The organism is Nocardioides sp. Z24_21, assembly GCF_058134345.1.
This window is the reverse complement of the sequence record NZ_JBYTTH010000005.1, coordinates 204,693-225,861: the sequence shown is the minus strand read 5'-3', so window position 1 is coordinate 225,861 and position 21,169 is coordinate 204,693. Positions and strand designations below refer to the sequence as shown.

At 72.1% G+C, this 21,169-nt stretch carries 22 protein-coding genes and 1 tRNA gene; 2 read left to right on the top strand and 21 right to left on the bottom strand.

The window, feature by feature from the left end; genetic code table 11:
• Window positions 1-2 precede the first annotated feature (2 nt).
• The 19 genes from AC3X7Z_RS16555 to argS all read right to left on the bottom strand — a co-directional run bounded on the left by AC3X7Z_RS16555 (window position 3) and on the right by argS (window position 18,700).
• The gene (locus tag AC3X7Z_RS16555) at window positions 3-926 is read right to left on the bottom strand and encodes a F0F1 ATP synthase subunit gamma (protein WP_186341643.1); all 924 of its coding nucleotides are present in this window, start codon (window positions 924-926) and stop codon (window positions 3-5) included.
• Between the two features lie 4 nt (window positions 927-930).
• Entirely contained in the window at window positions 931-2,571 is a 1,641-nt protein-coding gene (gene atpA, locus AC3X7Z_RS16550; protein WP_186341642.1) for a F0F1 ATP synthase subunit alpha, read from the bottom strand.
• A 77-nt stretch (window positions 2,572-2,648) separates the two neighbouring features.
• Window positions 2,649-3,443 carry a F0F1 ATP synthase subunit delta gene (locus tag AC3X7Z_RS16545; protein WP_186341641.1) on the bottom strand — a complete coding sequence of 265 codons (795 nt, stop codon included), beginning with the start codon at window positions 3,441-3,443 and terminating at the stop codon, window positions 2,649-2,651.
• Complete coding sequence (locus tag AC3X7Z_RS16540; RefSeq protein ID WP_186341640.1) at window positions 3,443-4,003, bottom strand: F0F1 ATP synthase subunit B; 561 nt, start codon at window positions 4,001-4,003, stop codon at window positions 3,443-3,445. Before AC3X7Z_RS16540 ends, AC3X7Z_RS16545 begins: the two co-directional genes overlap by 1 nt.
• Before the next feature lie 41 nt (window positions 4,004-4,044).
• Entirely contained in the window at window positions 4,045-4,254 is a 210-nt protein-coding gene (atpE, locus tag AC3X7Z_RS16535) for an ATP synthase F0 subunit C (protein ID WP_030482691.1), read from the bottom strand.
• A gap of 67 nt (window positions 4,255-4,321) precedes the next feature.
• On the bottom strand, window positions 4,322-5,110 hold the full coding sequence (atpB, locus tag AC3X7Z_RS16530) for a F0F1 ATP synthase subunit A (RefSeq protein WP_489976628.1): 789 nt from the start codon (window positions 5,108-5,110) through the stop codon (window positions 4,322-4,324).
• Window positions 5,107-5,388 (bottom strand): AtpZ/AtpI family protein, encoded by a 282-nt coding sequence (locus AC3X7Z_RS16525; protein ID WP_489976627.1) that lies wholly within the window; start codon window positions 5,386-5,388, stop codon window positions 5,107-5,109. Before AC3X7Z_RS16525 ends, atpB begins: the two co-directional genes overlap by 4 nt.
• 29 nt (window positions 5,389-5,417) lie before the next feature.
• Window positions 5,418-5,882, bottom strand: a complete 465-nt coding sequence (locus AC3X7Z_RS16520) for a hypothetical protein (protein WP_489976626.1) — start codon at window positions 5,880-5,882, stop codon at window positions 5,418-5,420.
• 79 nt (window positions 5,883-5,961) lie between these two features.
• Entirely contained in the window at window positions 5,962-7,146 is a 1,185-nt protein-coding gene (locus AC3X7Z_RS16515) for an MraY family glycosyltransferase (RefSeq protein WP_186341637.1), read from the bottom strand.
• A 4-nt stretch (window positions 7,147-7,150) separates the two neighbouring features.
• The gene (locus AC3X7Z_RS16510; protein WP_489976625.1) at window positions 7,151-7,816 is read right to left on the bottom strand and encodes an L-threonylcarbamoyladenylate synthase; all 666 of its coding nucleotides are present in this window, start codon (window positions 7,814-7,816) and stop codon (window positions 7,151-7,153) included.
• Window positions 7,813-8,643: a peptide chain release factor N(5)-glutamine methyltransferase gene (prmC, locus tag AC3X7Z_RS16505; protein WP_489976624.1), complete on the bottom strand. Its 831-nt coding sequence runs from the start codon at window positions 8,641-8,643 to the stop codon at window positions 7,813-7,815. Before prmC ends, AC3X7Z_RS16510 begins: the two co-directional genes overlap by 4 nt.
• Window positions 8,640-9,713 carry a peptide chain release factor 1 gene (prfA, locus tag AC3X7Z_RS16500; RefSeq protein WP_186341634.1) on the bottom strand — a complete coding sequence of 358 codons (1,074 nt, stop codon included), beginning with the start codon at window positions 9,711-9,713 and terminating at the stop codon, window positions 8,640-8,642. Before prfA ends, prmC begins: the two co-directional genes overlap by 4 nt.
• Window positions 9,714-9,838: 125 nt before the next feature.
• Entirely contained in the window at window positions 9,839-10,063 is a 225-nt protein-coding gene (gene rpmE, locus AC3X7Z_RS16495) for a 50S ribosomal protein L31 (RefSeq protein ID WP_186341633.1), read from the bottom strand.
• Between the two features lie 143 nt (window positions 10,064-10,206).
• Window positions 10,207-12,204 (bottom strand): transcription termination factor Rho, encoded by a 1,998-nt coding sequence (gene rho / locus AC3X7Z_RS16490; RefSeq protein WP_489976623.1) that lies wholly within the window; start codon window positions 12,202-12,204, stop codon window positions 10,207-10,209.
• Between the two features lie 133 nt (window positions 12,205-12,337).
• Window positions 12,338-13,237, bottom strand: coding sequence for a homoserine kinase (gene thrB, locus AC3X7Z_RS16485; protein WP_489976622.1), 900 nt, complete (start codon window positions 13,235-13,237; stop codon window positions 12,338-12,340).
• Window positions 13,237-14,322, bottom strand: a complete 1,086-nt coding sequence (gene thrC, locus AC3X7Z_RS16480) for a threonine synthase (protein ID WP_186341630.1) — start codon at window positions 14,320-14,322, stop codon at window positions 13,237-13,239. Before thrC ends, thrB begins: the two co-directional genes overlap by 1 nt.
• A complete protein-coding gene (locus tag AC3X7Z_RS16475; protein ID WP_186341629.1) occupies window positions 14,319-15,635 on the bottom strand; it encodes a homoserine dehydrogenase in 1,317 nt (438 codons plus the stop codon). The genes thrC and AC3X7Z_RS16475 overlap by 4 nt, the downstream gene beginning before the upstream one ends.
• Window positions 15,635-17,038, bottom strand: a complete 1,404-nt coding sequence (gene lysA, locus AC3X7Z_RS16470) for a diaminopimelate decarboxylase (RefSeq protein ID WP_489976621.1) — start codon at window positions 17,036-17,038, stop codon at window positions 15,635-15,637. The genes AC3X7Z_RS16475 and lysA overlap by 1 nt, the downstream gene beginning before the upstream one ends.
• 6 nt (window positions 17,039-17,044) lie before the next feature.
• On the bottom strand, window positions 17,045-18,700 hold the full coding sequence (gene argS, locus AC3X7Z_RS16465) for an arginine--tRNA ligase (RefSeq protein ID WP_489976620.1): 1,656 nt from the start codon (window positions 18,698-18,700) through the stop codon (window positions 17,045-17,047).
• 93 nt (window positions 18,701-18,793) lie between these two features.
• On the opposite strand from argS, the gene AC3X7Z_RS16460 reads away from it, so the two are divergent.
• Together AC3X7Z_RS16460 and AC3X7Z_RS16455 are read left to right on the top strand one after the other, a co-directional pair.
• Complete coding sequence (locus AC3X7Z_RS16460) at window positions 18,794-19,291, top strand: thioesterase family protein (protein ID WP_489976619.1); 498 nt, start codon at window positions 18,794-18,796, stop codon at window positions 19,289-19,291.
• Between the two features lie 76 nt (window positions 19,292-19,367).
• Window positions 19,368-19,440 (top strand) — tRNA-Arg (locus AC3X7Z_RS16455).
• A 71-nt stretch (window positions 19,441-19,511) separates the two neighbouring features.
• Here the strand turns inward: AC3X7Z_RS16455 and AC3X7Z_RS16450 are convergent.
• Entirely contained in the window at window positions 19,512-20,420 is a 909-nt protein-coding gene (locus tag AC3X7Z_RS16450) for an LCP family protein (RefSeq protein WP_186341625.1), read from the bottom strand.
• The gene (locus AC3X7Z_RS16445; RefSeq protein WP_489976618.1) at window positions 20,420-21,034 is read right to left on the bottom strand and encodes a hypothetical protein; all 615 of its coding nucleotides are present in this window, start codon (window positions 21,032-21,034) and stop codon (window positions 20,420-20,422) included. The genes AC3X7Z_RS16450 and AC3X7Z_RS16445 overlap by 1 nt, the downstream gene beginning before the upstream one ends.
• Window positions 21,035-21,169 lie beyond the last annotated feature (135 nt).

The following is a 21,169-nucleotide window of genomic DNA, read 5'->3' as shown; positions in this document are numbered from 1 at the left end:
TCTCACTCACTCCCGGCGTTGGCGTCGGCAAGGGCGTTGACGCCACCGACGATCTCGCTGATTTCCTGGGTAATGCCGGCCTGGCGGGCCTGGTTGGCGATTCGGGTGTACTTCTTGATGAGCTCGTCGGCGTTGTCCGTCGCGGACTTCATCGCCTTCTGGCGGGCGGCCAGCTCGGAGGCGGCCGCCTGCAGCAGGGCGAAGAAGATCCGGCTCTGGACGTAGCGCGGCAGCAGGGAGTCGAGCACGTCGGACGGAGACGGCTCGAACTCGTAGAGGGGCAGCAGGTCGCCCTCGGCGGGCGGCTCGGTGCCCTCGACGACCTCCAGCGGGAGGAGTCGTACGGCCGTGGGCTCCTGGCTGAGCATCGAGCGGAACCGCGTGAAGACCACGTGGACCTCGTCGACCGGCCGGGCGTCGGTGTCGTCGTCCTCGTCAGCGAGGAACGCCGCGATCAGCGTGGCGCCGATCTCGGCCGCGACGTCGTAGGTGGGCTGGTCGGAGAAGCCCGTCCAGGCCCGCACGACGTCGCGCTGACGGAACTTGAAGTAGGCCTCACCCTTGCGACCGCTGGTGTAGAGGTCGACGTCCTTGCCCTCGCCCTTGAGCTTCTCGACGAGGCGCTCGGCCTCCTTGAGCACGCTCGAGGAGTAGGCGCCGGCCAGGCCGCGGTCGGAGGTGACCACCAGGACGGCGGCCCGCTTGGGGTCCGCCGGCTCGGTGGTCAGCGCGTGGTCGACGTTGGAGAACGTCGCCACGGCCGACACGGCGCGGGTCAGCTCGCGGGCGTAGGGCGCAGCCGCCTGCGCGCGCTGCTGGGCCTTGATGATCCGCGAGGCAGCGATGAGCTCCATCGCACGCGTGATCTTCTTCATCGACTCCGTCGACTTGATCCGCGCGCGGTACTCGCGTACGGAGAGGGCCATTGCGTCAGCTCCGCTTCTGCTTGACGATCTGCTCCTGCTCGACGTCCTCGTCCGCGAGGGCGACGTGCTCTTCCTTGCCGGCCTTGATGCTCTGGCCGTCGGAAGTCTCGAACTGGTCGAGGAAGGAGTCGTAGGCGCTCGCGAGCTCGGCGTCGGCGTCGTCGTCGAACTTCGTGGTCTCACGGATGCCGGCGAGGATGCCCTCGTGGCTGCGCCGCAGGTAGTCGAGGAACTCGTGCTCGAAGCGCAGCACGTCGTCGGTCGGGACGCGGTCGAGGCGGCCGGTGGTGCCGAGCCACAGCGAGGCGGTCATCTCCTCGACCGGGTACGGCGAGTACTGCGGCTGCTTGAGCAGGGCCATCAGCCGCTGACCGCGATCGAGCTGCTGGCGCGAGGCCGCGTCGAGGTCGGAGGCGAACATGGCGAACGCCTCCATCGCGCGGAACTGCGCCAGGTCGACCTTGAGCGAGCCGGTGACGGCCTTCATCGCCTTGGTCATCGCCGAGCCGCCCACACGCGAGACCGAGACGCCCACGTCGATGGCAGGGCGCTGGTTGGCCGCGAAGAGGTCGGACTGCAAGAAGATCTGGCCGTCGGTGATCGAGATGACGTTGGTCGGGATGAACGCCGAGACGTCGTTGGCCTTGGTCTCGATGATCGGCAGGCCGGTCATCGAGCCCTTGCCCATCTCGTCGGACAGCTTCGCGCAGCGCTCGAGCAGCCGGCTGTGCAGGTAGAACACGTCGCCCGGGTAGGCCTCGCGGCCCGGCGGGCGGCGCAGCAGCAGCGACACGGCACGGTAGGCCTCGGCCTGCTTGGTGAGGTCGTCGAAGACGATGAGGACGTGCTTGCCCTCGTACATCCAGTGCTGGCCGATGGCCGAGCCGGTGTAGGGGGCGAGGTACTTGAAGCCCGCCGAGTCGGACGCCGGGGAGGCCACGATGGTCGTGTACTCCAGGGCGCCGGCCTCCTCGAGCGCGCCACGCACGGAGGCGATGGTCGAGCCCTTCTGGCCGATGGCGACGTAGATGCAGCGGACCTGCTTCTCCGGGTCGCCCGACTCCCAGTTGGCCTTCTGGTTGATGATCGTGTCGATCGCGATCGTGGTCTTGCCGGTCGCGCGGTCACCGATGATCAGCTGGCGCTGGCCACGGCCGATCGGGGTCAGCGCGTCGATGGCCTTGATGCCGGTCGCGAGCGGCTCGTGCACCGACTTGCGCTCCATCACGGACGCGGCCTGGAGCTCCAGGGGGCGACGACCGGAGGTCTCGACGTCGCCGAGACCGTCGATCGGGGTGCCGAGCGGGTCGACCACGCGGCCGAGGTAGCCGTCGCCGACCGGGACGGAGAGGATCTCGCCGGTGCGGCGGACCGGCTGGCCCTCCTCGATCTTGTCGAAGTCACCGAGGACCACGACGCCGATCTCGCGGGTGTCGAGGTTGAGGGCGATGCCCAGCGTGCCGTCCTCGAACTCGAGCAGCTCGTTGGCCATGACCGAGGGCAGGCCGCTGACGCGGGCGATGCCGTCGCCGGCCTCCGCGACGGTGCCGACCTCCTCCGTGGTCGCCGTGTCGGGCTTGTAGTCGGACACGAAGCGCTGGAGCGCGTCCCGGATCTCGTCCGGACGGATGGAAAGCTCCGTCATCTCATCTCACCTGTTCCTGGTCTGGTCTGCTCGAAGGTTCTGGGTGGTGCTGGGTGGCGTGCCTGGCGCCGGGGTGCTCAGCCGGCGAGGCGGCGGCGGGCTTCGTCGAGACGGCTGGAGACCGTCCCGTCGATCACGTCGTCACCGGTCTCGACGCGGATGCCGCCGATGACCTCGGGGTCGACGACGACGTTGAGGTGGATCTCCCGACCGTAGTTGCGGGAGAGGGCGTCGGCCAGCCGCTGGCGGTCGGCGTCGGACAGGGGACGCGCGACGCGGACGGTCGCGACTCCCTGGCCGCGGACCTCTGCGGCCACCTTCTGGTAGTCGGCCAGGGCCACCCCGACCGTGCGGTAGCTGCCGGACAGCGACTGCTGCACCAGCGCCACCGTCGCCGGGAGCACCTTGTCCCCCAGCAGGTCGGCCAGCAGGCGCGACTTGTCGTCGCGGCTGCGGGCCGGGTCGGACAGCGCGTCGCGCAGCCCGGGGTTGTCCTTCACGACCTGTCCGAAGGCGAACAGCTCGTCCTCGAGCCGACCGGCGTCGCCGCCGGCCGACGTCACCACCGAGACCACGCCGAGACGCTCGAGGGCGTCGGCGAGGTCGCGGCCGTTGGTCCAGCGCTGCCCGACCGCGATGGTCACCACGGCGAGCGCCAGCTCGGAGACCTTGCCGGCCAGCACCTCGCGGAGCAGGCCGGCCTTCGCGTCGCCGTCGATCGACGCATCGGTCATGACCCGCCGCAGCGCGGGCTCGGCGCGGAGCAGGTCCGCCACGCCGAACAGCTCCCGACCGACGGTCCCCGCGTCACCGGCGCCCGTGAGGGCACCGGCGGTGGCGGCGTACGCGTCGGCAGACGCACCTCGGAACATCAGTTGACACTCCCTGCGGTGGTGCCGCCGCGCGCCTCGAGCTCGGAGAGGAACCGGTCGACCACGCGGCTCTGGCGAGCCTCGTCGTCCAGGCTCTCGCCGACGATGCGACCGGCGAGACCGGTCGCCAGGGCGCCGACCTCGGCCCGCAGCGAGGTGACCGCCTGCTGGCGCTCGGCCTCGATCTGCGTCTTGCCGTGCTCCACGATCCGGGTGGACTCGGCCTGGGCCTGCTCCCGCATCTCGGCGATGATCGCGGCGCCCTGCTCGCGCGCCTCCTCACGGATGCGCGCCGCCTCGTGCCGGGCGTCGGCGAGCTGCTTCTCGAGCTCGGCGAGCTTGGCGTCGGCCTCGGCCTGCTTGGACTCGGCCGCGCTGAGCCCACCCTCGATGGCCGCCGTGCGCTCCGCGAACGTCTTCTCGAACATCGGGACGACGAACTTCGTCACGAGGACATAGAGGATCGCGAAGACGATGAGGGCGAGGATGACCTCTGACCAGACCGGCAGCACCGGACTGTGGGTCTCGCCCTCCGCCGCCGCCAGGACGATGTGGTCCATGAGTCGAACTCCTACGGTCTAGAGCTGGGGTGCGACGGTCGTCAGAGAGGCAGGACGAACGCGAGCGCGACGGTGATGATGAAGAGCGCCTCGGCGAGAACGAAGCCGAGAATCGCGATCGACTGCAGACGGCTCTGGGCCTCGGGCTGGCGGGCGACACCGGAGATGAACGCGGCGAAGATGAGGCCGATGCCTACGCCGGGACCGATGGCGGACAGGCCGAGACCGACCAGGTTGATGGAGCCTTCCACGGCTTTTCCTTTCGTCGGCGACGCGTCTCTCGCGCCGCTGTTTGGCGAAACTTGTGGGTGGTGCGGATCAGTGCTCGTCGGCGAGGGCCTCGCCGATGTACATCGAGCTCAGGAGGGTGAAGACGTAGGCCTGGAGGAACATGACCAGCATCTCCAGGAAGCTGACGCCGATGCCGAGCCCGAAGGACAGCACGCCGACGGCGCCGTAGAGGATGTTGCCGCTGGCCAGCAGGGCCGCGCCGCCGGTCGCGAACAGGATCAGCAGCAGGTGGCCGGCGAACATGTTGCCGAACAGACGCAGCGTGAGCGTGACCGGGCGGATGATGATGTTGGAGAAGAACTCCAGGGGCACGAGCAGCAGCAGGATCGGACCCTTGACGCCGCCGGGCATGGTGGCGTGCTTGAGGTAGCCGAGCGGGCCGTGCTTCCAGACGCCGGCACCGACGTAGATCAGCCAGCTCAGCATGGCGAGCGGCACGATGAAGCCGATGCGGGAGAAGCTGGGGAACTGCAGGAAGGGGATCACGCCGTAGTAGTTGTTCACCAGGATGAAGGTGAACAGCGTGAAGAGGTAGGGCACGAACTTCATGTAGTGCTCGCTGCCGATGTTGTCGCGAGCCATGTTGTTGCGCACGAAGCCGTACATCATCTCGCCGGCGAACTGCAGGCGGCCCGGCACGAGCGAGGCCTTGCGCGAGGCGGCGTAGAAGAACCCGAAGACCAGCACCGCCGACAGGACCAGCAGCACCATCGGCTTGGTGACGTCACCGAAGATCGGCGGCAGCTCGAAGCTCCCGGGGCCGGGGGCGTGGAATCCCGAACCGCCCTCTGCCGCGACAGGCTGGCTGATGATCACTCCGACTCCTCGTTGTTCGTGTTGCTCGTGGTGTGACGCGTGTTGCTCGTGCCGCCGTCGCGCTCGTGCTCGGCGGCCGTCTGGCGGTTGAGCTGCACGACCATCATGTAGGTGCCCAGCGCGCCTCCGAGCAGGACCCCCGCCGCCACGAGGAAGCGGGTGTCCAGCCACTGGTCCAGCAGCCAACCGACCGCCCCGTAGAAGAGCACCCCCGCCACCAGGTAGCTGGGGGCACTGATGCGCGACGGCTGGGAGGAAGAGGCACCGGACTCGGCCATGGCGCTGCGGACTTTAGCAGTCGTGGCACTCACGACTCACCCCCGGGGAGGTCGAAGTAGGGCGTGCGCTGCCGCGCGGTCAGCACGAGGTGAGCGGCGGTCCACACGACGGTGGCGAGCACCATCGAGGCGGCCAGCCAGCCACGGGCCTGGTCGCCGGGGAACAACCCGCCCCGGGTGATGGCCACGAACACCAGCAGCACGATCGCGAGCTGCGTCGCGTAGGTCGCCAGGGCGACCAGCAGGGACGCCGTCGGCATCGCGCTGGCGACGACGTGCAGCGACAGCGTGCCGAAGGACACGACCAGCACCACCAGGCCCGCCCCCACGGCGGCAGCGGCAGCGGCCTCCGACCCGTGCACCACGGCGGCGAGGGCCACCAGCACGGCGCCGGCGAGCACCGTCGCGACCGCGGCACCGGCGACGACTCGCGCGCCCGCCGCGAGGCTGCGGCGGCGGGTGACCGCGCTGCTCTCGCTGGTCTCGGTCGTCATGTCGGCGGCCTGTCTGGTCTGGTGCGGGCGGTGCGGGTACGCTCGTGAAAACTATCACAAAGTCGTCGAACGGCTGAATTCAGGGACCCGCCGCGGGCTCGTCGGCCCGCCCCTCCACGGTCGCGTTGTGGGGCAGTCCGGTGTCGCCGAGGCCGGTCTTGCGCGGGCGGTGCATCTTGGGCAGCACGAACGTCAGGGCGACCGCCAGCGCCAGCATCGTGCCCACGCTCCACCACACCCACGCGGCGTCGAACAGGCTCACCACGACCGCGCCGGTGGCGATCGTGAACGCCCACGTCCACATGATCAGCACCGCGCGGCGCTGCGAGTGGCCGATCTCGAGGAGCCGGTGGTGCAGGTGCTGCTTGTCGGCGCTCATCGGCGAGCGGCCCGCCCGCGTGCGTCGCACGACCGCCAGCACCAGGTCGACGATCGGCACCATCAGCAGGGAGATCGGCAGCAGCACCGGCAGCACGGTCACGAACAGGCTGTTGCCGGTCGTGACGGGCATGCCGACGAACTGGCCGGTGAGCGTCAGCGCGCTCGCCGAGAGGACGAGCCCGATCAGCATCGACCCGGAGTCGCCCATGAACAGGCGCGCGGGGTGGAAGTTGTGGGGCAGGAACCCGGCGCACGCCCCCGCCAGCGCGGCGCTCAGCAGCGCCCCCGTGGTCGCGAGCGTGAGGTTGGCCTGCGCCGAGGCGAAGTAGCAGTAGAAGAAGAACGCGGCCGCGCCGATGCCCACCACGCCGGCCGCCAGCCCGTCGAGGCCGTCGACGAAGTTGACGGCGTTCATCGTGCCGATCACCACGACCAGGGTCAGCACCGCGCCCTGCACGTCGTCGAGTGAGAACTGCGTGCCGTCGGCACCCGGGAAGTAGTAGAAGCGCACCCCCATCGCGACCAGCAGCCCGGCGGCGAGGACCTGCCCGCCCAGCTTGGTCAGGGCGTCGAGGTCGAAGATGTCGTCGATGACGCCGACGGCGCAGACCAGCGCCCCGGCGAGGAGCACCACGCCGGCGTCCTTGAAGACGAAGCCCTCGCTGCGCTGGCCCAGGAAGGGCAGCTCGCGCGCCACGAGGTAGGCGGCGGAGAGGCCTCCGAGCATGGCCAGGCCGCCGAGGTAGGGGATCGGCTCGGCGTGCACGTCACGGTCGCGGACCGCGGCCACCGCACCGGTGCGCAGGGCGATCTCGCGGGCGATGACGGTCAGCAGGTAGGTCACCGAGAGGGCGACCAGGAAGACGAGGAGGTACTCCCGCATCCGCCTATCCCTGGTCCTGGAGCACCACGCCGTGCTCCTCGATCGCCGCGTTGAGCTGCTCCAGCGAGAGCGCGCCGAGGCGCAGCACCCGTCCGTCCGGGACCGTGACGTCGACGATGGTGGACGCCTCGCCGCCCGGCGAGGGGCCGGCGTCGACGATGACGGCCACCGCGTCGCCGAGCATCTCCTCGGCCTGGTCGGCATCGGTGGCCGCGGGACGGCCGGTGAGGTTGGCCGAGCTGACCGCGAGAGGGCCGGTGCGCTCGAGGACGGCGAGCGCCACCTCGTCGTCGGGCATCCGCACCGCGACGGTGCCCCGGGTCTCGCCGAGGTCCCACATCAGCGAGCCCTGCTGGTGGCACACGAGGGTCAGCGGGCCGGGCCAGAACTCCTCGACCAGCGTGCGCGCCCACGGCGGCACCCGCTCGGCGAGCGCGTCGAGGGTGGTGGCGGCCGAGACGAGCACCGGCGGCGGCATGTCACGGCCGCGCCCCTTGGCCTCGAGCAGTGCCCGCACGGCGTCGTGGGAGAACGCGTCGGCGGCGATGCCGTAGACGGTGTCGGTGGGGATGACCACCAGCTCGCCACGGCGTACGGCGGCCGCGGCGGCGCTGACCGCCGCCTCCCGCTCCTCCTCGGTCGAGGTCGCACGCCTGTCCACGACGCTCATCGTGCCAGCCGAGCCGTGAGGAAGCGCGCCCGACCCGCGAGGTCGGTGTGGTCGCGGACCTCGACCCACCGCCCGGTGGCGGCGAAGACGCCCGGAGCCGACTCGCCCTGGACGTCGGCGTGCTCGGCTCCCACCACTCCCCCGGGCCGCAGCAGCACCGCCGCGCGCCGCTCGAGCAGCCGCATCGCGTCGAGGCCGTCCTGGCCGGAGAACAGTGCGAGGTGCGGGTCGTGGTCGCGGGCCTCGACGGCCACCGACTCCCATGCCTCCAGCGGGATGTAGGGCGGGTTGCAGACCACCACGTCGACGGTGCCGGCCAGGTCGTCGAAGGCGGCGAACGCGTCGCCGAGGCGCAGGTCGACGTCGGCGAGGTTGGTCCGGGCGTAGGCGTGGGCCTCCGGGCTCAGCTCGACGGCGTGCACGTCGGCGTGCGGCACCTCGTCCTTGACGGCCGCGGCGATCGCCCCCGAGCCGGTGCACAGGTCGACGACGACCGGCACACCGGGGACGGCGCTCGCCTCCTCGACGGCCCAGCCGGCGAGGAGCTCGGTCTCGGGTCGCGGCACGAAGACCCCGGGGCCGACGGCCAGCTCGACGTGGCGGAAGGCGGCGGTGCCGGTCAGGTGCTGCAACGGCTCGCGGGCGGCCCGGCGCGCCACCAGCGCGTCGTACGCCGCCTCCTGCTCGGGAGCCAGGGCGTCGACCAGCGGCAGTCGACCGAGCGGGACGTCCAGGACGTGGGCGAGCAGCAGGTCGGCGTCGCGCTCGGGCGAGGCCACCCCCGCCTCGCGCAGGCGCTCGGCCGCGGCGCGGCGCAGCTGCCTCACGACTCGAGCGCCGCGAGCCTGGCGGCCATGTCGGTCTCCACGCACGAGTCGAGCACCGGCTGGAGGTCGCCGTCGAGCACCTGGTCGAGGTTGTAGGCCTTGTAGCCGGTGCGGTGGTCGCTGATCCGGTTCTCGGCGTAGTTGTAGGTGCGGATCCGCTCGGAGCGATCGACGGTGCGCACCTGCGAGCGCCGGGCCTGGCTGGCCTCGGCGTCGGCGGCGTCCTGCGCGGCCTGGAGCAGCCGCGCGCGCAGGATGCGCATGGCCTGCTCCTTGTTCTGCAGCTGGCTCTTCTCGTTCTGGCAGCTCACCACGATCCCGGTCGGCAGGTGGGTGATCCGCACGGCCGAGTCGGTGGTGTTGACGCTCTGCCCACCGGGCCCGCTCGAGCGGAAGACGTCGATGCGCAGGTCGTTGTCGTCGATCGTGACGTCGACCTGCTCGGCCTCGGGCATCACGAGCACGCCGGCGGCCGAGGTGTGGACGCGCCCCTGCGACTCGGTGACCGGCACGCGCTGGACGCGGTGCACGCCGCCCTCGAACTTGAGGAGCGCGTAGGGCGCGCGGCCGGGCTCGACGGCGCCGCGGGCCTTGACCGCGGCGGTGACGGACTTGTAGCCGCCGAGGTCGGACTCGGTCGCGTCGAGGATCTCGACGCTCCAGCCGCGGGTCTCGGCGTAGCGGGAGTACATCCGCAGCAGGTCGCCGGCGAAGAGCGCCGACTCCTCGCCGCCCTCCCCCGACTTGATCTCGAGCAGCGCGTCCTTGCCGTCGGCAGCGTCGCGGGGCACCAGCAACCGCCGGAGGCGCTCGCCCGCTGCCTCACGGCGAGCCGCGAGGTCGTCGGCCTCGGCCGCGAACGCGGGGTCGTCGGCGGCGAGCTCGCGCGCGGCCTCGATGTCGTCGCCGAGCCGCAGCCACTCCTGCCAGGTCGAGACGACCGCCGTCAGCTCGGCGTAGCGCTGGTTGAGCTGCTTGGCCAGGCGCTGGTCGGCATGGGTCTCGGGGAGCGAGAGGCGCCGCTCGAGGTCGGCGTGCTCCTCGCGCATGCCCTCGACGGCCTCGAACATCGGGTGGGCTCCTCGGGGTCGGACTCGTGGCGGGGACGGTGTGGCTGGTCTGGCCGGGGTGCGAGACGGCAGACGACAAGGCGCCGGCCACCCGCTCGAAGCGGGCGACCGGCGCCTGACGTGGGCTACTTCTTCTCGGCCGGGGCCTTCTTGGCGTAGCGGGCCTCGAAGCGGGCGACGCGGCCGCCGGTGTCGAGGATCTTCTGCTTGCCGGTGTAGAACGGGTGGCACTGCGAGCAGACGTCGGCGTGGATGGAGCCGGAGGTCGCGGTGCTGCGGGTCGTGAACGACGCGCCGCAGGTGCAGGTCACCTGGGTCTCGACGTACTCGGGGTGGGTGTCCTTCTTCATGGGTGTCCTCTCGAAGTGTTCCGGGTCGCCCGCGTGGATCGCGTACTGACGTGAACCGGAACCGGCGCACAAGTGTGCCACCGGTCTGAACAACAGCGCCAATCCCGAGATTCCCGGCCCGGGGCCGGCGCCGCCTGCGATCGTCAGCGGCCGCTGACGACCTTGGCCACGGCCTGCTGCGAGTCGGCCGCGGCCAGCTTCTTGCGGATGTCGCCGACCACCGCGCCCTCGGCCGGGGCGAGCAGCCGCTCCTCGTGTCGCGTGCCCGAGGCGGTCACGTCGACGGCGGGGACGATGCCCTTGGCGGCCCGCTCGGCGCTGAGCGCGAGCTCCCAGTTCTCGGTGCCGGCGATCTCCTCGAGGAAGAACTCGTCGGTCGCCGACCCGGTGCCCACCGCCACCGTCGCGAGGACGGTCAGGGAGCCGGCGTCCTCGATCGTGCGGGCGGCGCCGAAGAACTCCTTGGTGGGGTGCACGGCGGACGCGTCCACGATGCCGGCCAGCACCCGGCCGTTGGCGGGGGCGGCCAGGTTGTAGGCGCGGCCGAGGCGGGTCAGCGAGTCGAGCAGCACGACCACGTCGTGGCCGAGCTCGACGAGTCGCTTGGCCCGCTCGATCGCCAGCTCGGCCACCAGGGTGTGGTCGGCGGGCTGCCGGTCGAACGTCGACGCCACGACCTCGCCCTTGACCGCGCGCTGGAAGTCGGTGACCTCCTCGGGCCGCGCGTCGACCAGCACCACCATCACGTGGCACTCGGGGTTGTTGGTCGTCACCGACTGCGCGATCGACTGCAGCAGCGACGTGGCGCCCGTGCGGGGCGGGGTCAGGATCAGCCCGCGCTGGCCCTTGCCCACCGGCGCGGCGATGTCGATGACCTTGCCGGTGAGGTTGTCGTCGGCCGTGGCCAGGCGCAGCCGCTGGTGGGGGTGCACCGGCACCGCGTCGGAGAACTGCGGCCGCTCCTTGGCGCCGTCGGCCTCGGTGCCGTTGACGCTGTCGATGCGGACCATCGGGTTGAACTTCTCGCGGCGCTCTCCCTCGCGGGGCTGGCGCACCTGGCCCACGACGGCGTCACCACGGCGCAGGTGGTACTTCCGCACCATCGACAGCGACAGGTAGACGTCCTCGGGTCCGGGGAGGTAGCCCGAGGTGCGCACGAACGCACAGTTGTCGAGGACGTCGAGGATGCCCGCGGCCGGCACGAGCACGTCGTCCTCGAGGATCGTGGTGTCGGGCTCGTTGCGGCTGCCCTGGCGCGCGACCGTCCGGTCACGCCCGCGACGGCGCCGGTTGCGGCGGCTGCCGCCCTCGCCGTCGTCGTCGTCGTCGGGGTGCTGGCCCTGGTCCTGCTGGTCCTGGCGGTCCTGCCGGTCCTGCCGGTCCTGCCGGTCCTGCCGGTCCTGTCGGTCCTGTCGGTCCTGTCGGTCCTGGCGGTCCTGGCGGTCCTGCTTGCCCTGGCCCTGCTGGTCCTGCTGCTTCTGCTTGCCCTGGCCCTGCTGGCCCTGCTGGCCCTGCTGCTGCTTCTGCTTGCCCTGCTTCTGGTCCTGCTTCTGGTCCTGCTTCTGGTCCTGCTGCTTGCCCTGCCGGGCGCCCGCGCGCTGCTCGGACCCCTGCTCGGACCCCTGCTCGGACGCCTGGTCGGCCCCCTGCTCGGACGACTGCTCGGACGACTGCTCGGACGACTGCTCGGACGACCGGCCCGGCTGCTCCGGTGCCTGCTCGGACTGCTGACGGTCGGCCTGCTGCTCGGCCTGGCGCTGCTTGCGGGTGCGGGTGCGCACGGTCGTCTGCACGGTCGTCGGGGCGGCCGACTCCTCGCCGCCGGCGGTCTCGACCGTGCGCGCCTCGGGACGCGACTGCGCCTGCGGTGCCTGCTCGGCGGCATCCCGCTCGGGCCGGGTCTCGGTGCGGGTCCTCTCGGCGGGCGCGCCTCCCGACTGGTGGGTCCGGATGGCCTCCACGAGCTGGGCCTTCTTCATCGCACCGGCGCCGGGGATGCCGAGGCCGGCGGCCATCGACTTGAGGTCGGCGAGCAGCATCGAGCTGAGGCCGCCCGATCGCTTGGCGGGCTTGGGCGCCCCGGTGGTGCCGGCCGTCTCGGGGGCGGCGTTCTCCGCAGGGGTGGCGGGGGTCTCGGTCACGTGGATCCTTCGCACGTTGCGTCGCCCGCGACGCCGCGAAGGCGGTGCGCGAGGCGGATGGTGGGCGCCCGTCCACGCGGACCCCGAGGAGGCACGGGATCCGGGACGAGCAGGTACGCCGAGCGGCGCGCGGTCAGGTTAGCAGGAGCGCGCCGTGGGGCTCGATCGACAGGGCGTGGCAGGCCCAGCCGTCCGGGCAGGCGGCGGTGAGCGCCGAGGTGTCGGCGGTGCCGAAGGCCAGCACCGTCGGCCCCGCTCCCGACACCACGGCCGGCACGCCGGCGGCGCGCAGGCGGCGCACCAGCGCCAGCGTGTCGGGCATCGCCGGCTCGCGCTGGTCCTGGTGCAGCCAGTCGCGGGTCGCGGCGAGCAGGTGCTCGGGCTGCCCGGCCAGGGCGGCCACGAGCAGCGCGGCCCGACCGGCGTTGGCGGCGGCGTCCGCGTGGGGCACCGTCGCGGGCAGCAGCCCGCGGGCGACCGACGTCTCGACCCCGGTGGGCGGGACGAAGACGACCGCGGTGACCCGCGGGTCGACGCCCACCCGCACGGCGTACCAGTGCCCGTCCTCGCGGCCCGAGACGACGAAGCCGCCGTAGAACGCGGGCGCGACGTTGTCGGGGTGGCCCTCGAGGTCGGCGGCGAGGTCGAAGAGCGCGTCGTCGGAGGCCAGCAGCTGCCCGCCCGGCACGAGCGCGCGCGCGAGCACGACGCCGGCGACGATCGCCGCCGAGGAGGAGCCCAGGCCGCGGGCGTGCGGGACGACGTTGTGACACGACAGCCGCAGGCCGGGCGGCTGCTGGCCCATCAGCTCGAACGCCGCCCGCATGGAGCGGACCACCAGGTGCGACTCGTCGCGCGGCACCCCGTCGGCACCGGCCCCGTCGACCTCGACGACCAGGCCTTCGGGCAGCACCTCGGCCTCGAGCTCGTCGCGCAGCGACAGCGCCAGGCCGAGGGAGTCGAAGCCGGGGCCCAGGTTGGCCGACGTCGCCGGGACCGAGACCCGCACGGGACCGTCGACGAACCGTCCCATCAGGCCAGGCCGGCGGCTGCGGCGGCGGCGTCCACGTCGGCGTCGATCACCGTGTCGACGATGTCGCCGCAGGACTCCAACGCGGTCGCGGTGTCCTTGAGGCCGTGCCCGGTGACCGTGATCGCCACGGTGGCGCCGGTGAACACCTGGCCGGACTCCAGCGCTGCGAGCAGCCCGGCGACACCCGCCGCCGAGGCGGGCTCGACGAAGACGCCGTCGTTGCGGGCCAGCTCGAGCTGCGCGGCGAGGATCTGGGCGTCCGAGAGCGCGGCGAAGCCGCCCTCGGACTCCTTGGCCGCCTGCTCGGCGAGGTGCCACGAGGCGGGGTTGCCGACGCGGATCGCGGTCGCCCTGGTCTCGGGGTCGGGGAACGGCTCGCCGGTCACCAGCGGGGCGGCGCCCTCGGCCTGGAAGCCGAGCATCCGGGGCCTCCGGGTCGCGCGGCCGAGCTCGGCGTACTGCTGGTAGCCCAGCCAGTAGGCGGAGATGTTGCCGGCGTTGCCGACCGGCAGCAGGTGCAGGTCGGGGGCGTCGCCGAGGAAGTCGACGATCTCGAACGACGCGGTCTTCTGGCCTTGGAGGCGCACCGGGTTGACGGAGTTGACCAGCTCGACGGCGTAGCCCTTCGACAGCCCGATCGCCATCGCCAGGCAGTCGTCGAAGTTGCCCCGCACCATGATCACCTGCGCGCCGTGCACGACCGCCTGGGCCAGCTTGCCGGCCGCGATCTTGCCCTCGGGGATCAGCACCAGTGGCTTGAGGCCCGCCTTGGCGGCGTAGGCGGCCATCGACGCCGAGGTGTTGCCCGTCGAGGCGCACACGACCGCCTCGGCCCCGAGGTGGCGGGCGTGGGAGATCGCGGCGGTCATCCCCCGGTCCTTGAAGGAGCCGGTCGGGTTGTCGCCCTCCACCTTGAGCCACACCTGGCCACCGGTCAGCCCCGAGAGCCACTCGGAGTGCACGAGCGGCGTGCCGCCCTCGCGGAGGGTCACCGCAGGCATGTCCTGGGGAAGGTCGAGCAGGTCGCGGTACTCCTCGATCACCCCGCGCCACTGGTGGGTGGTCGTGCTCGCCTGCGTGCTCATTCGTCTCCTCCCTCGACGCGCATCACCGAGGTGACCTCGCGCACGATCTCCATGCTGCGGAGCTGGTCGACGGTCGCCCGGAGGGCGGCGTCGGGTGCGGTGTGCGAGACGACGACGAGCTGCGCGTCGGCGCCGCGGCCCTCCTGGCGCACCGTCTGGATCGAGACGTCGTGGTCGGCGAACGCGTTGGCCACGGCGGCCAGCACGCCGGCGCGGTCGTCGACGTCGATCGCCACGTGGTAGCGCGTGAGGGTCTCCCCCATCGGCTGGACGGTCCGGTCGGCGTAGGCCGACTCGCCCGCGCCGCGGGTCTCGGCGAGCCTGTTGCGGGCCACCGTGACGAGGTCGCCGAGCACCGCGCTCGCGGTCGGCGCGCCGCCGGCGCCCGGCCCGTAGAACATCAGCTGCCCCGCGGCCTCCGACTCGACGAAGACCGCGTTGAACGCCTCGCGCACGCTGGCCAGCGGGTGGGAGCGCGGGATCATCGCCGGGTGGACGCGGGCGGCCACCTGCTCCTGCCCGTCGGGCCCCCGTCGCAGCTCGCAGATCGCGAGCAGCTTGACGACCGCGCCCATGTCGCGGGCGCTCGCGACGTCGGCCGCGGTCACCTCCGAGATGCCCTCGCGGTGCACGTCGGCCGCCGTCACCCGCGAGTGGAACGCCAGGCTGGCCAGGATCGCGGCCTTGGCCGCGGCGTCGAAGCCCTCCACGTCGGCGGTCGGGTCGGCCTCGGCGTAGCCGAGCTCCTGGGCCTCCTCGAGCGCCTCGGAGAATCCCGCGCCGGAGGTGTCCATCTTGTCGAGGATGAAGTTGGTCGTGCCGTTGACGATGCCCAGCACGCGGGTCACCCGGTCGCCGGCGAGCGACTCGCGCAGCGGCCGCAGGATCGGGATGGCGCCGGCCACGGACGCCTCGTAGTAGAGGTCGCGCCCGGCCTCGGCGGCCGCCTCGAACAGTGTCGGCCCGTCCTCGGCGAGCAGGGCCTTGTTGGCCGTCACCACGCTGGCGCCGTTGTCGAGCGCGGCGAGGATCAGCGACCGGGCGGGCTCGATGCCCCCGATCACCTCCACGACGAGGTCGACGTCGTCACGCGCCACCAGGCCGTGGGCGTCGGTGGTCAGCAGTCCCTCGGGCACGTCGACCTCGCGGGGCGCGTCGAGGCGTCGTACGGCCACCCCCACCAGCTCCACCGGCGCGCCGACGCGCGCGGCCAGGTCGTCGTGCTGCTCGGCCAGCAGCCGCACCACCTGCGACCCGACCGCACCGCAGCCCAGGACCGCGACGCCGAGCCGCCGCTTGTCACCCTCACTCATCAGAGAACACCCACATCGGTCGCCAACAGGTCGGCCACAGTCTCTCGTCGCAGCACGGTGAAAGTCTTCCCGTCCCGCACTCCGATCACCGGAGGACGCAGCACATGGTTGTAGTTGGACGCCATGGATCTGCAGTAGGCGCCCGTGCCGGGCACCGCGACGAGGTCGCCGGGGCGCACGTCGGCGGGCAGGAACTCGTCCTTGACGACGATGTCGCCGGCCTCGCAGTGCTTGCCGACGACCCGCGACAGCGCGGGCCGCGCCGCGGAGGCCCGGGAGGCGAGCGTCGCGGAGTAGTCGGCGTCGTAGAGGGCGGTGCGGATGTTGTCGCTCATCCCACCGTCGACCGAGACGTAGGTGCGCCGGGCGCCGCCGTCGAGGGCGACCTCCTTGACCGTGCCGACCTCGTAGACGGTGCACATCGACGGCCCCACGATCGCCCGGCCGGGCTCGATCGACAGGCGCGGGACGGCCACCCCGTGCGCGCGGCACTCGTGCTCGACGATCGCGGTGATCTCGGCGGCCAGCCGCGCGGGGTCGGACGGGTCGTCCTGGGTCGTGTAGGCGATGCCGAAGCCGCCGCCGAGGTCCATCTCGGGCATCTCGACGCCCAGCTCGGCGCCGATCCGGGCGTGCAGCGCGAGCACCCGGCGGGCCGCCACCTCGAAGCCGGACGTGTCGAAGATCTGGCTGCCGATGTGGGAGTGCAGCCCCAGCAGTCGCAGCCCCGGGGCCTCGTGGACGCGTCGTACGGCCTCGAGGGCGTCGCCGCTGGCGATCGAGAAGCCGAACTTCTGGTCCTCGTGGGCGGTGGCGATGTACTCGTGGGTGTGGGCCTCCACCCCCGCGGTGACCCGCACCATGACCCCCGTCGTGCGGCCGAGCTCCGCGGTGACGCACGCGAGCCGCTCGACCTCGTGGAAGGAGTCGACGATGACCCGGCCCACACCGAGCTCGACGGCGCGCTCGAGCTCGCCCAGCGTCTTGTTGTTGCCGTGGAAGCCGACCCGCTCCATCGGGAAGCCGGCCCGCTCGGCGACGGCCAGCTCCCCACCCGAGCAGACGTCGAGCGAGAGGCCCTCGTCGGCGAGCCACCCGGCGACGGTGGTGCAGAGGAAGGCCTTGCCGGCGTAGTAGACGTCATAGCCGGAGAACGCGTCGCGGAAGGCAGCGGCGCGGCTGCGGAAGTCGGCCTCGTCGAGCACGTAGGCCGGGGAGCCGTGCTCGCGGACGAGCTCGGGCAGCGGCACGCCCCCGACGCTCAGGACGCCGTCGGCCTTGGCCGCGGTGCGCGACCAGAGCAGCGGCACGAGGGCGTCGGGGTCACTCGGCTCGCGCAGCCACTGGGGCCCGCGGAGCGCACCGTCAGCGTGGGCCCAACCGGACGGGTGCGCGGTGGGCACGCCCGCTCACATCCTCTCGGGAGCCGAGACGCCGAGCAGGTCGAGGCCGTTGGCCAGCACCACCCGGGTGGCGTCGACGAGCATCAGGCGCGCCCGGTGCAGGTCGCTGACCTCCTCGTCGCCGCGCGGGAGCACCCGGCAGCTGTCGTAGAAGCGGTGGTAGGTGCCGGCCAGCTCCTCGAGGTAGCGCGCGACGCGGTGGGGCTCGCGCAGCTCGGCGGCCGCCTTGACCACGCGCGGGAACTCCGCCAGCGCGCGCAGCAGCTCACCCTCCTTCTCGTGGGTGAGCAGCTCGGGGTGCGACTCGGCCGTGACCCCGAGGTCGGCGGCGTTGCGCATCAGGCTCGAGACCCGGGCGTGGGCGTACTGCACGGTGTAGACCGGGTTGTCGTTGGTCGCCCGCGACCAGATGTCGAGGTCGATGTCGATGGGGCTGTCGCTGTGGTAGCGCGCCAGGGCGTAGCGGCTGGCGTCGACCCCGATCGCGTCGACCAGGTCGTCGATGGACACGATCGTGCCGTTGCGCTTGGACATCCGCATCGGCTCGCCGTCCTTGAGCAGGTTGACCATCTGCCCGATGAGGATCTCGAGGTTCTTGCCCGGCTCGTCGCCGAACGCGCTGCACATCGCGTTCATCCGGCCGACGTAGCCGTGGTGGTCGGCGCCGAGCATGATGAAGCAGCGGTCGAAGCCACGCTCGCGCTTGTCGAGGTAGTAGCCGAGGTCGCCGGAGATGTAGGCCGGGGTGCCGTTGGACCGGATGATCACGCGGTCCTTGTCGTCGCCGTACTTCTCGGTGCGCAGCCACAGCGCGCCGTCGGCCTCGTAGGTGTTGCCCATCTCGGTCAGCCGCTCGATCGCGCGCTCGACCGCGCCGGAGTCGTGGAGCGACTTCTCGTGGAAGTAGACGTCGAAGTCGACGCCGAAGTCGTGCAGCGACTTCTTGATCTCCTCGAACATCATGTCGACGCCGACCTCGCGGAAGACCTCCTGCGCCTGAGCGTCGTCGAGGTCCTTGACGTCGGGGCGCCTGGCGACGACCGCGGCGGCGATGTCGTGGATGTACTGCCCGCCGTAGCCGTCCTCCGGGGGCGGCTCGCCCTTGGCGCTGGCCAGGAGCGAGGAGCTGAAGCGATCGATCTGCGCGCCGTGGTCGTTGAAGTAGTACTCCCGCGTCACGTCGGCGCCGGTCTTCTCGAAGATCCGGCCCAGCGCGTCGCCGACCGCGGCCCAGCGCACGCCACCGAGGTGCAGCGGTCCCGTCGGGTTGGCGGAGACGAACTCGAGGTTGATCTTCTCGCCCGCGAAGGCGTCGGAGGAGCCGTAGTCGGCCCCGGCGGCGACGATGTCGGCGGCCACCTGGCCCTGCGCGCCGGCCTCGACGGTGATGTTGAGGAAGCCCGGCCCGGCGACCTCCACCTCGGCGATGCCGTCGGACGCCCGGAGCCGCTCGGCCACCAGGTCGGCGAAGGCACGGGGGTTGGTGCCTGCCTTCTTGGCCAGCTGGAGGGCCACGTTGGTGGCGTAGTCGCCGTGCCCCTTCTGCCGGGGTCGCTCCACCGTGACCTGGGCCGGCACGCCGTCAGGCAGCGTGACCGCGCCGTCGGCCACGAGGGCCTCCAGCGCATCGACGATGGTCGAGGAGAGCTGTTCGGGGTTCACCTGACAAGCCTATCGGCGCCGCCTCCGGCGAGCCGATCGGGTTTCCCGCCCTGGCCCGCGGAGCGCCCACAAGGCTGGCCTAGGCTTGCCGGCGTGACGACGCACCCGACCTACGACCAGCTCCTCGAGCTCCCCGCCTACGTCGAGCAGCCCGTGCCGATGCCCTTCGAGGACATCAACGGCCACCTCAACGTCCGGCACTACATCGGCATCGCCAGCGAGGGCCTCGACGAGTCGCTCGTCGAGGTGGGCATCCCGCAGATGTGGCCGCTCACCGACGGGCACGCCTGCTTCACGGCCGAGCACCACGTCACCTACCTCCACGAGCTGCGCACCGGCGACACGATGTCGGCGCGGGTGATCCTGCTCGGCCGCTCCGAGCGCGCGGCGCACGTGCTGATCTACCTGCTCGACGAGACCCACCAGCAGGTGGCGTGCGTCGTGGAGGAGATCTTCCTCCACATCGACCTCGAGACCCGACGCACCGCGCCCTGGCCCGAGGACGTCGCGGCCAAGCTCGACGCCCGGATCGCCGAGCACAAGGCCCTGCCCCTCACCGTCGCGACCTCGGGGTCGATGGCCCTGCGCTGAGGCGGTTTCACCACCGCGACCGAGGACCGGTAGTCTTCACCGCGCACCGGCCCCGGGTCACCCCGGACCGGTGCGGGCCTCCGTAGCTCAGGGGATAGAGCACTGGTTTCCGGTACCAGGTGCCGCAGGTTCGAATCCTGCCGGAGGCGCTTTCCGGACGGACCCACGAGACGTGGGTCCGTTCGTCATTTCGGCTCGCGCCAGGCGGGGACGAACCCGCTCAGCACCCGCGGAGGGTGGCGTCGGGCCGGGCCGCGCCCCCGAGGCGCCGCGCCTGCGCCACGTCGGGGAAGACCACGCTCGCGGCGCCCACGAAGCCGACGCGACCGCGTACGACGCACGTGGTGATCCGACGCGGGTCGACCTGGGCGACCGCCTGGGCGATCTCGAACAGCTCGGCCGGCGAGGCGTTGGTGTCGGTGTGGGCCATCACGGTCATCACGCCGCGCTCGATGAACCCGGGCACGGCGGCCTGCGCGCGGATCCGGGCGTGGATGCCGCGCAGCGTGCGCTGCTGGTTGGCCGAGCGGTCGAAGTCGCCCCCGGCCAGCCCCTTGCGGATCCGGGAGAACGCCATCGCGTTGTAGCCGTCGAGGTGGATGCGACCCTGCTTGAAGCCCTCCTTCTTGAGGTAGGGATCGGCGAAGCGGCGCGGGTTGGTGACGGTGATGCCGCCGATGTCGTCGACCATGTCCTCGAAGAACGGGAAGCGCGAGACGACCACGTAGTCGGGCTCGATGCCGACGAGGTTGCGCACCGCCCCGGCCATGCCGCGCGGTCCTGCGAAGTAGAGCGCGGAGTTGATCTTCTCCCGGCCGTGGCCGGGGATGGCGACCCAGGAGTCGCGGGGGACGCCGATCGCGGTCGCGGCACCCGTGCGGGTGTTGATGCCGACGAGCTGGATGGCGTCGCCGCGGGCACGGGTCATCGCCTGGCCCGGACGGGCGTCGGAGCCGACCGCGAGGATCCACACCACGTCCTTGCCGCCGGTGGCGACGCCCTGGGCGTGCCGGATCCTGACCAGGCTGACGTCGCTCGGCTGCACCGCCGACGGGGGCACGACCAGCGCGGTCACCGCGAGCACGGCCGCCAGCACGGTCGCCTTGACCAGCCTCATCGACCGCTTCATCACCGGGCTCCCTTCGCGACGTCGTAGCCGAAGATCCGCCATGCCCCGCGCTTGTGGGTCAGGAACAGGCGCCCCCGCACCGTGGTGGTGCCGGTCTTGGGCCCGGTGGTGTCGAACGCGAGCACGAAGTGGGCGGTCACGGCGCGCGCCCGGCCGCCGGTGGCGAGGATGTCGAGGGTGATCCTGCGCTTGCGGGGGGCCACCGACTCGATGCGCGGCCCGCCGGTCTGGTTGGTCAGCAGCGCCTTGTCGGCGCGGGCGCGCTGCTCGGCCGCGGCGGTGAAGCCGGGGAACGCCGCGGGGAACCTGCTGCGGGGGTAGGTGCCGCCGAGGTAGGACGCCTCCCACCACCGGTCGACCACGGCCCCGACCTGGCGACGCACGGCCTTGCGCCGGGCCACCGGCAGCCGACCGTGGACCCGGTGGATCCCGGTCCTGGTGGGCGCCGGGTGGGAGGTCAGCGTCGCCTGGGCGTCGTTGCGGCTGAGCCGCTCGGGTGCGGACGCGGGCTCGTCCGCCGACTGGCAGGAGGCGAGGGGGACGAGCAGGACGAGCGCGAGTCCCACGAGGCGACGACGGGCCCGGTGGGCACGGCCCGGTGCGGGGCGGGGCATGAGGACTCCAGCGGTGCGTACGACGAAGGATGAGCGCGGAACGGGGCAGACCCGGGAAGAAGGATGAACGAGCGACGGACGGGCGGTGCACGCGGGGTGGACGAGCGGCCGGTGCCTGTGGTCCACACCATGCCC

What these genes read in the sequence shown, in the direction of transcription:
- AC3X7Z_RS16555 (WP_186341643.1), bottom strand. Translation starts at nt 926, where the DNA reads ATGGCCCTCTCCGTACGCGAGTACCGCGCGCGGATCAAGTCGACGGAG.
- atpA (WP_186341642.1), bottom strand. Translation starts at nt 2,571, where the DNA reads ATGACGGAGCTTTCCATCCGTCCGGACGAGATCCGGGACGCGCTCCAG.
- AC3X7Z_RS16545 (WP_186341641.1), bottom strand. Translation starts at nt 3,443, where the DNA reads ATGTTCCGAGGTGCGTCTGCCGACGCGTACGCCGCCACCGCCGGTGCC.
- AC3X7Z_RS16540 (WP_186341640.1), bottom strand. Translation starts at nt 4,003, where the DNA reads ATGGACCACATCGTCCTGGCGGCGGCGGAGGGCGAGACCCACAGTCCG.
- AC3X7Z_RS16525 (WP_489976627.1), bottom strand. Translation starts at nt 5,388, where the DNA reads ATGGCCGAGTCCGGTGCCTCTTCCTCCCAGCCGTCGCGCATCAGTGCC.
- AC3X7Z_RS16520 (WP_489976626.1), bottom strand. Translation starts at nt 5,882, where the DNA reads ATGACGACCGAGACCAGCGAGAGCAGCGCGGTCACCCGCCGCCGCAGC.
- AC3X7Z_RS16515 (WP_186341637.1), bottom strand. Translation starts at nt 7,146, where the DNA reads ATGCGGGAGTACCTCCTCGTCTTCCTGGTCGCCCTCTCGGTGACCTAC.
- AC3X7Z_RS16510 (WP_489976625.1), bottom strand. Translation starts at nt 7,816, where the DNA reads ATGAGCGTCGTGGACAGGCGTGCGACCTCGACCGAGGAGGAGCGGGAG.
- prfA (WP_186341634.1), bottom strand. Translation starts at nt 9,713, where the DNA reads ATGTTCGAGGCCGTCGAGGGCATGCGCGAGGAGCACGCCGACCTCGAG.
- rpmE (WP_186341633.1), bottom strand. Translation starts at nt 10,063, where the DNA reads ATGAAGAAGGACACCCACCCCGAGTACGTCGAGACCCAGGTGACCTGC.
- thrB (WP_489976622.1), bottom strand. Translation starts at nt 13,237, where the DNA reads ATGGGACGGTTCGTCGACGGTCCCGTGCGGGTCTCGGTCCCGGCGACG.
- thrC (WP_186341630.1), bottom strand. Translation starts at nt 14,322, where the DNA reads ATGAGCACGCAGGCGAGCACGACCACCCACCAGTGGCGCGGGGTGATC.
- AC3X7Z_RS16475 (WP_186341629.1), bottom strand. Translation starts at nt 15,635, where the DNA reads ATGAGTGAGGGTGACAAGCGGCGGCTCGGCGTCGCGGTCCTGGGCTGC.
- AC3X7Z_RS16450 (WP_186341625.1), bottom strand. Translation starts at nt 20,420, where the DNA reads ATGAAGCGGTCGATGAGGCTGGTCAAGGCGACCGTGCTGGCGGCCGTG.
- AC3X7Z_RS16445 (WP_489976618.1), bottom strand. Translation starts at nt 21,034, where the DNA reads ATGCCCCGCCCCGCACCGGGCCGTGCCCACCGGGCCCGTCGTCGCCTC.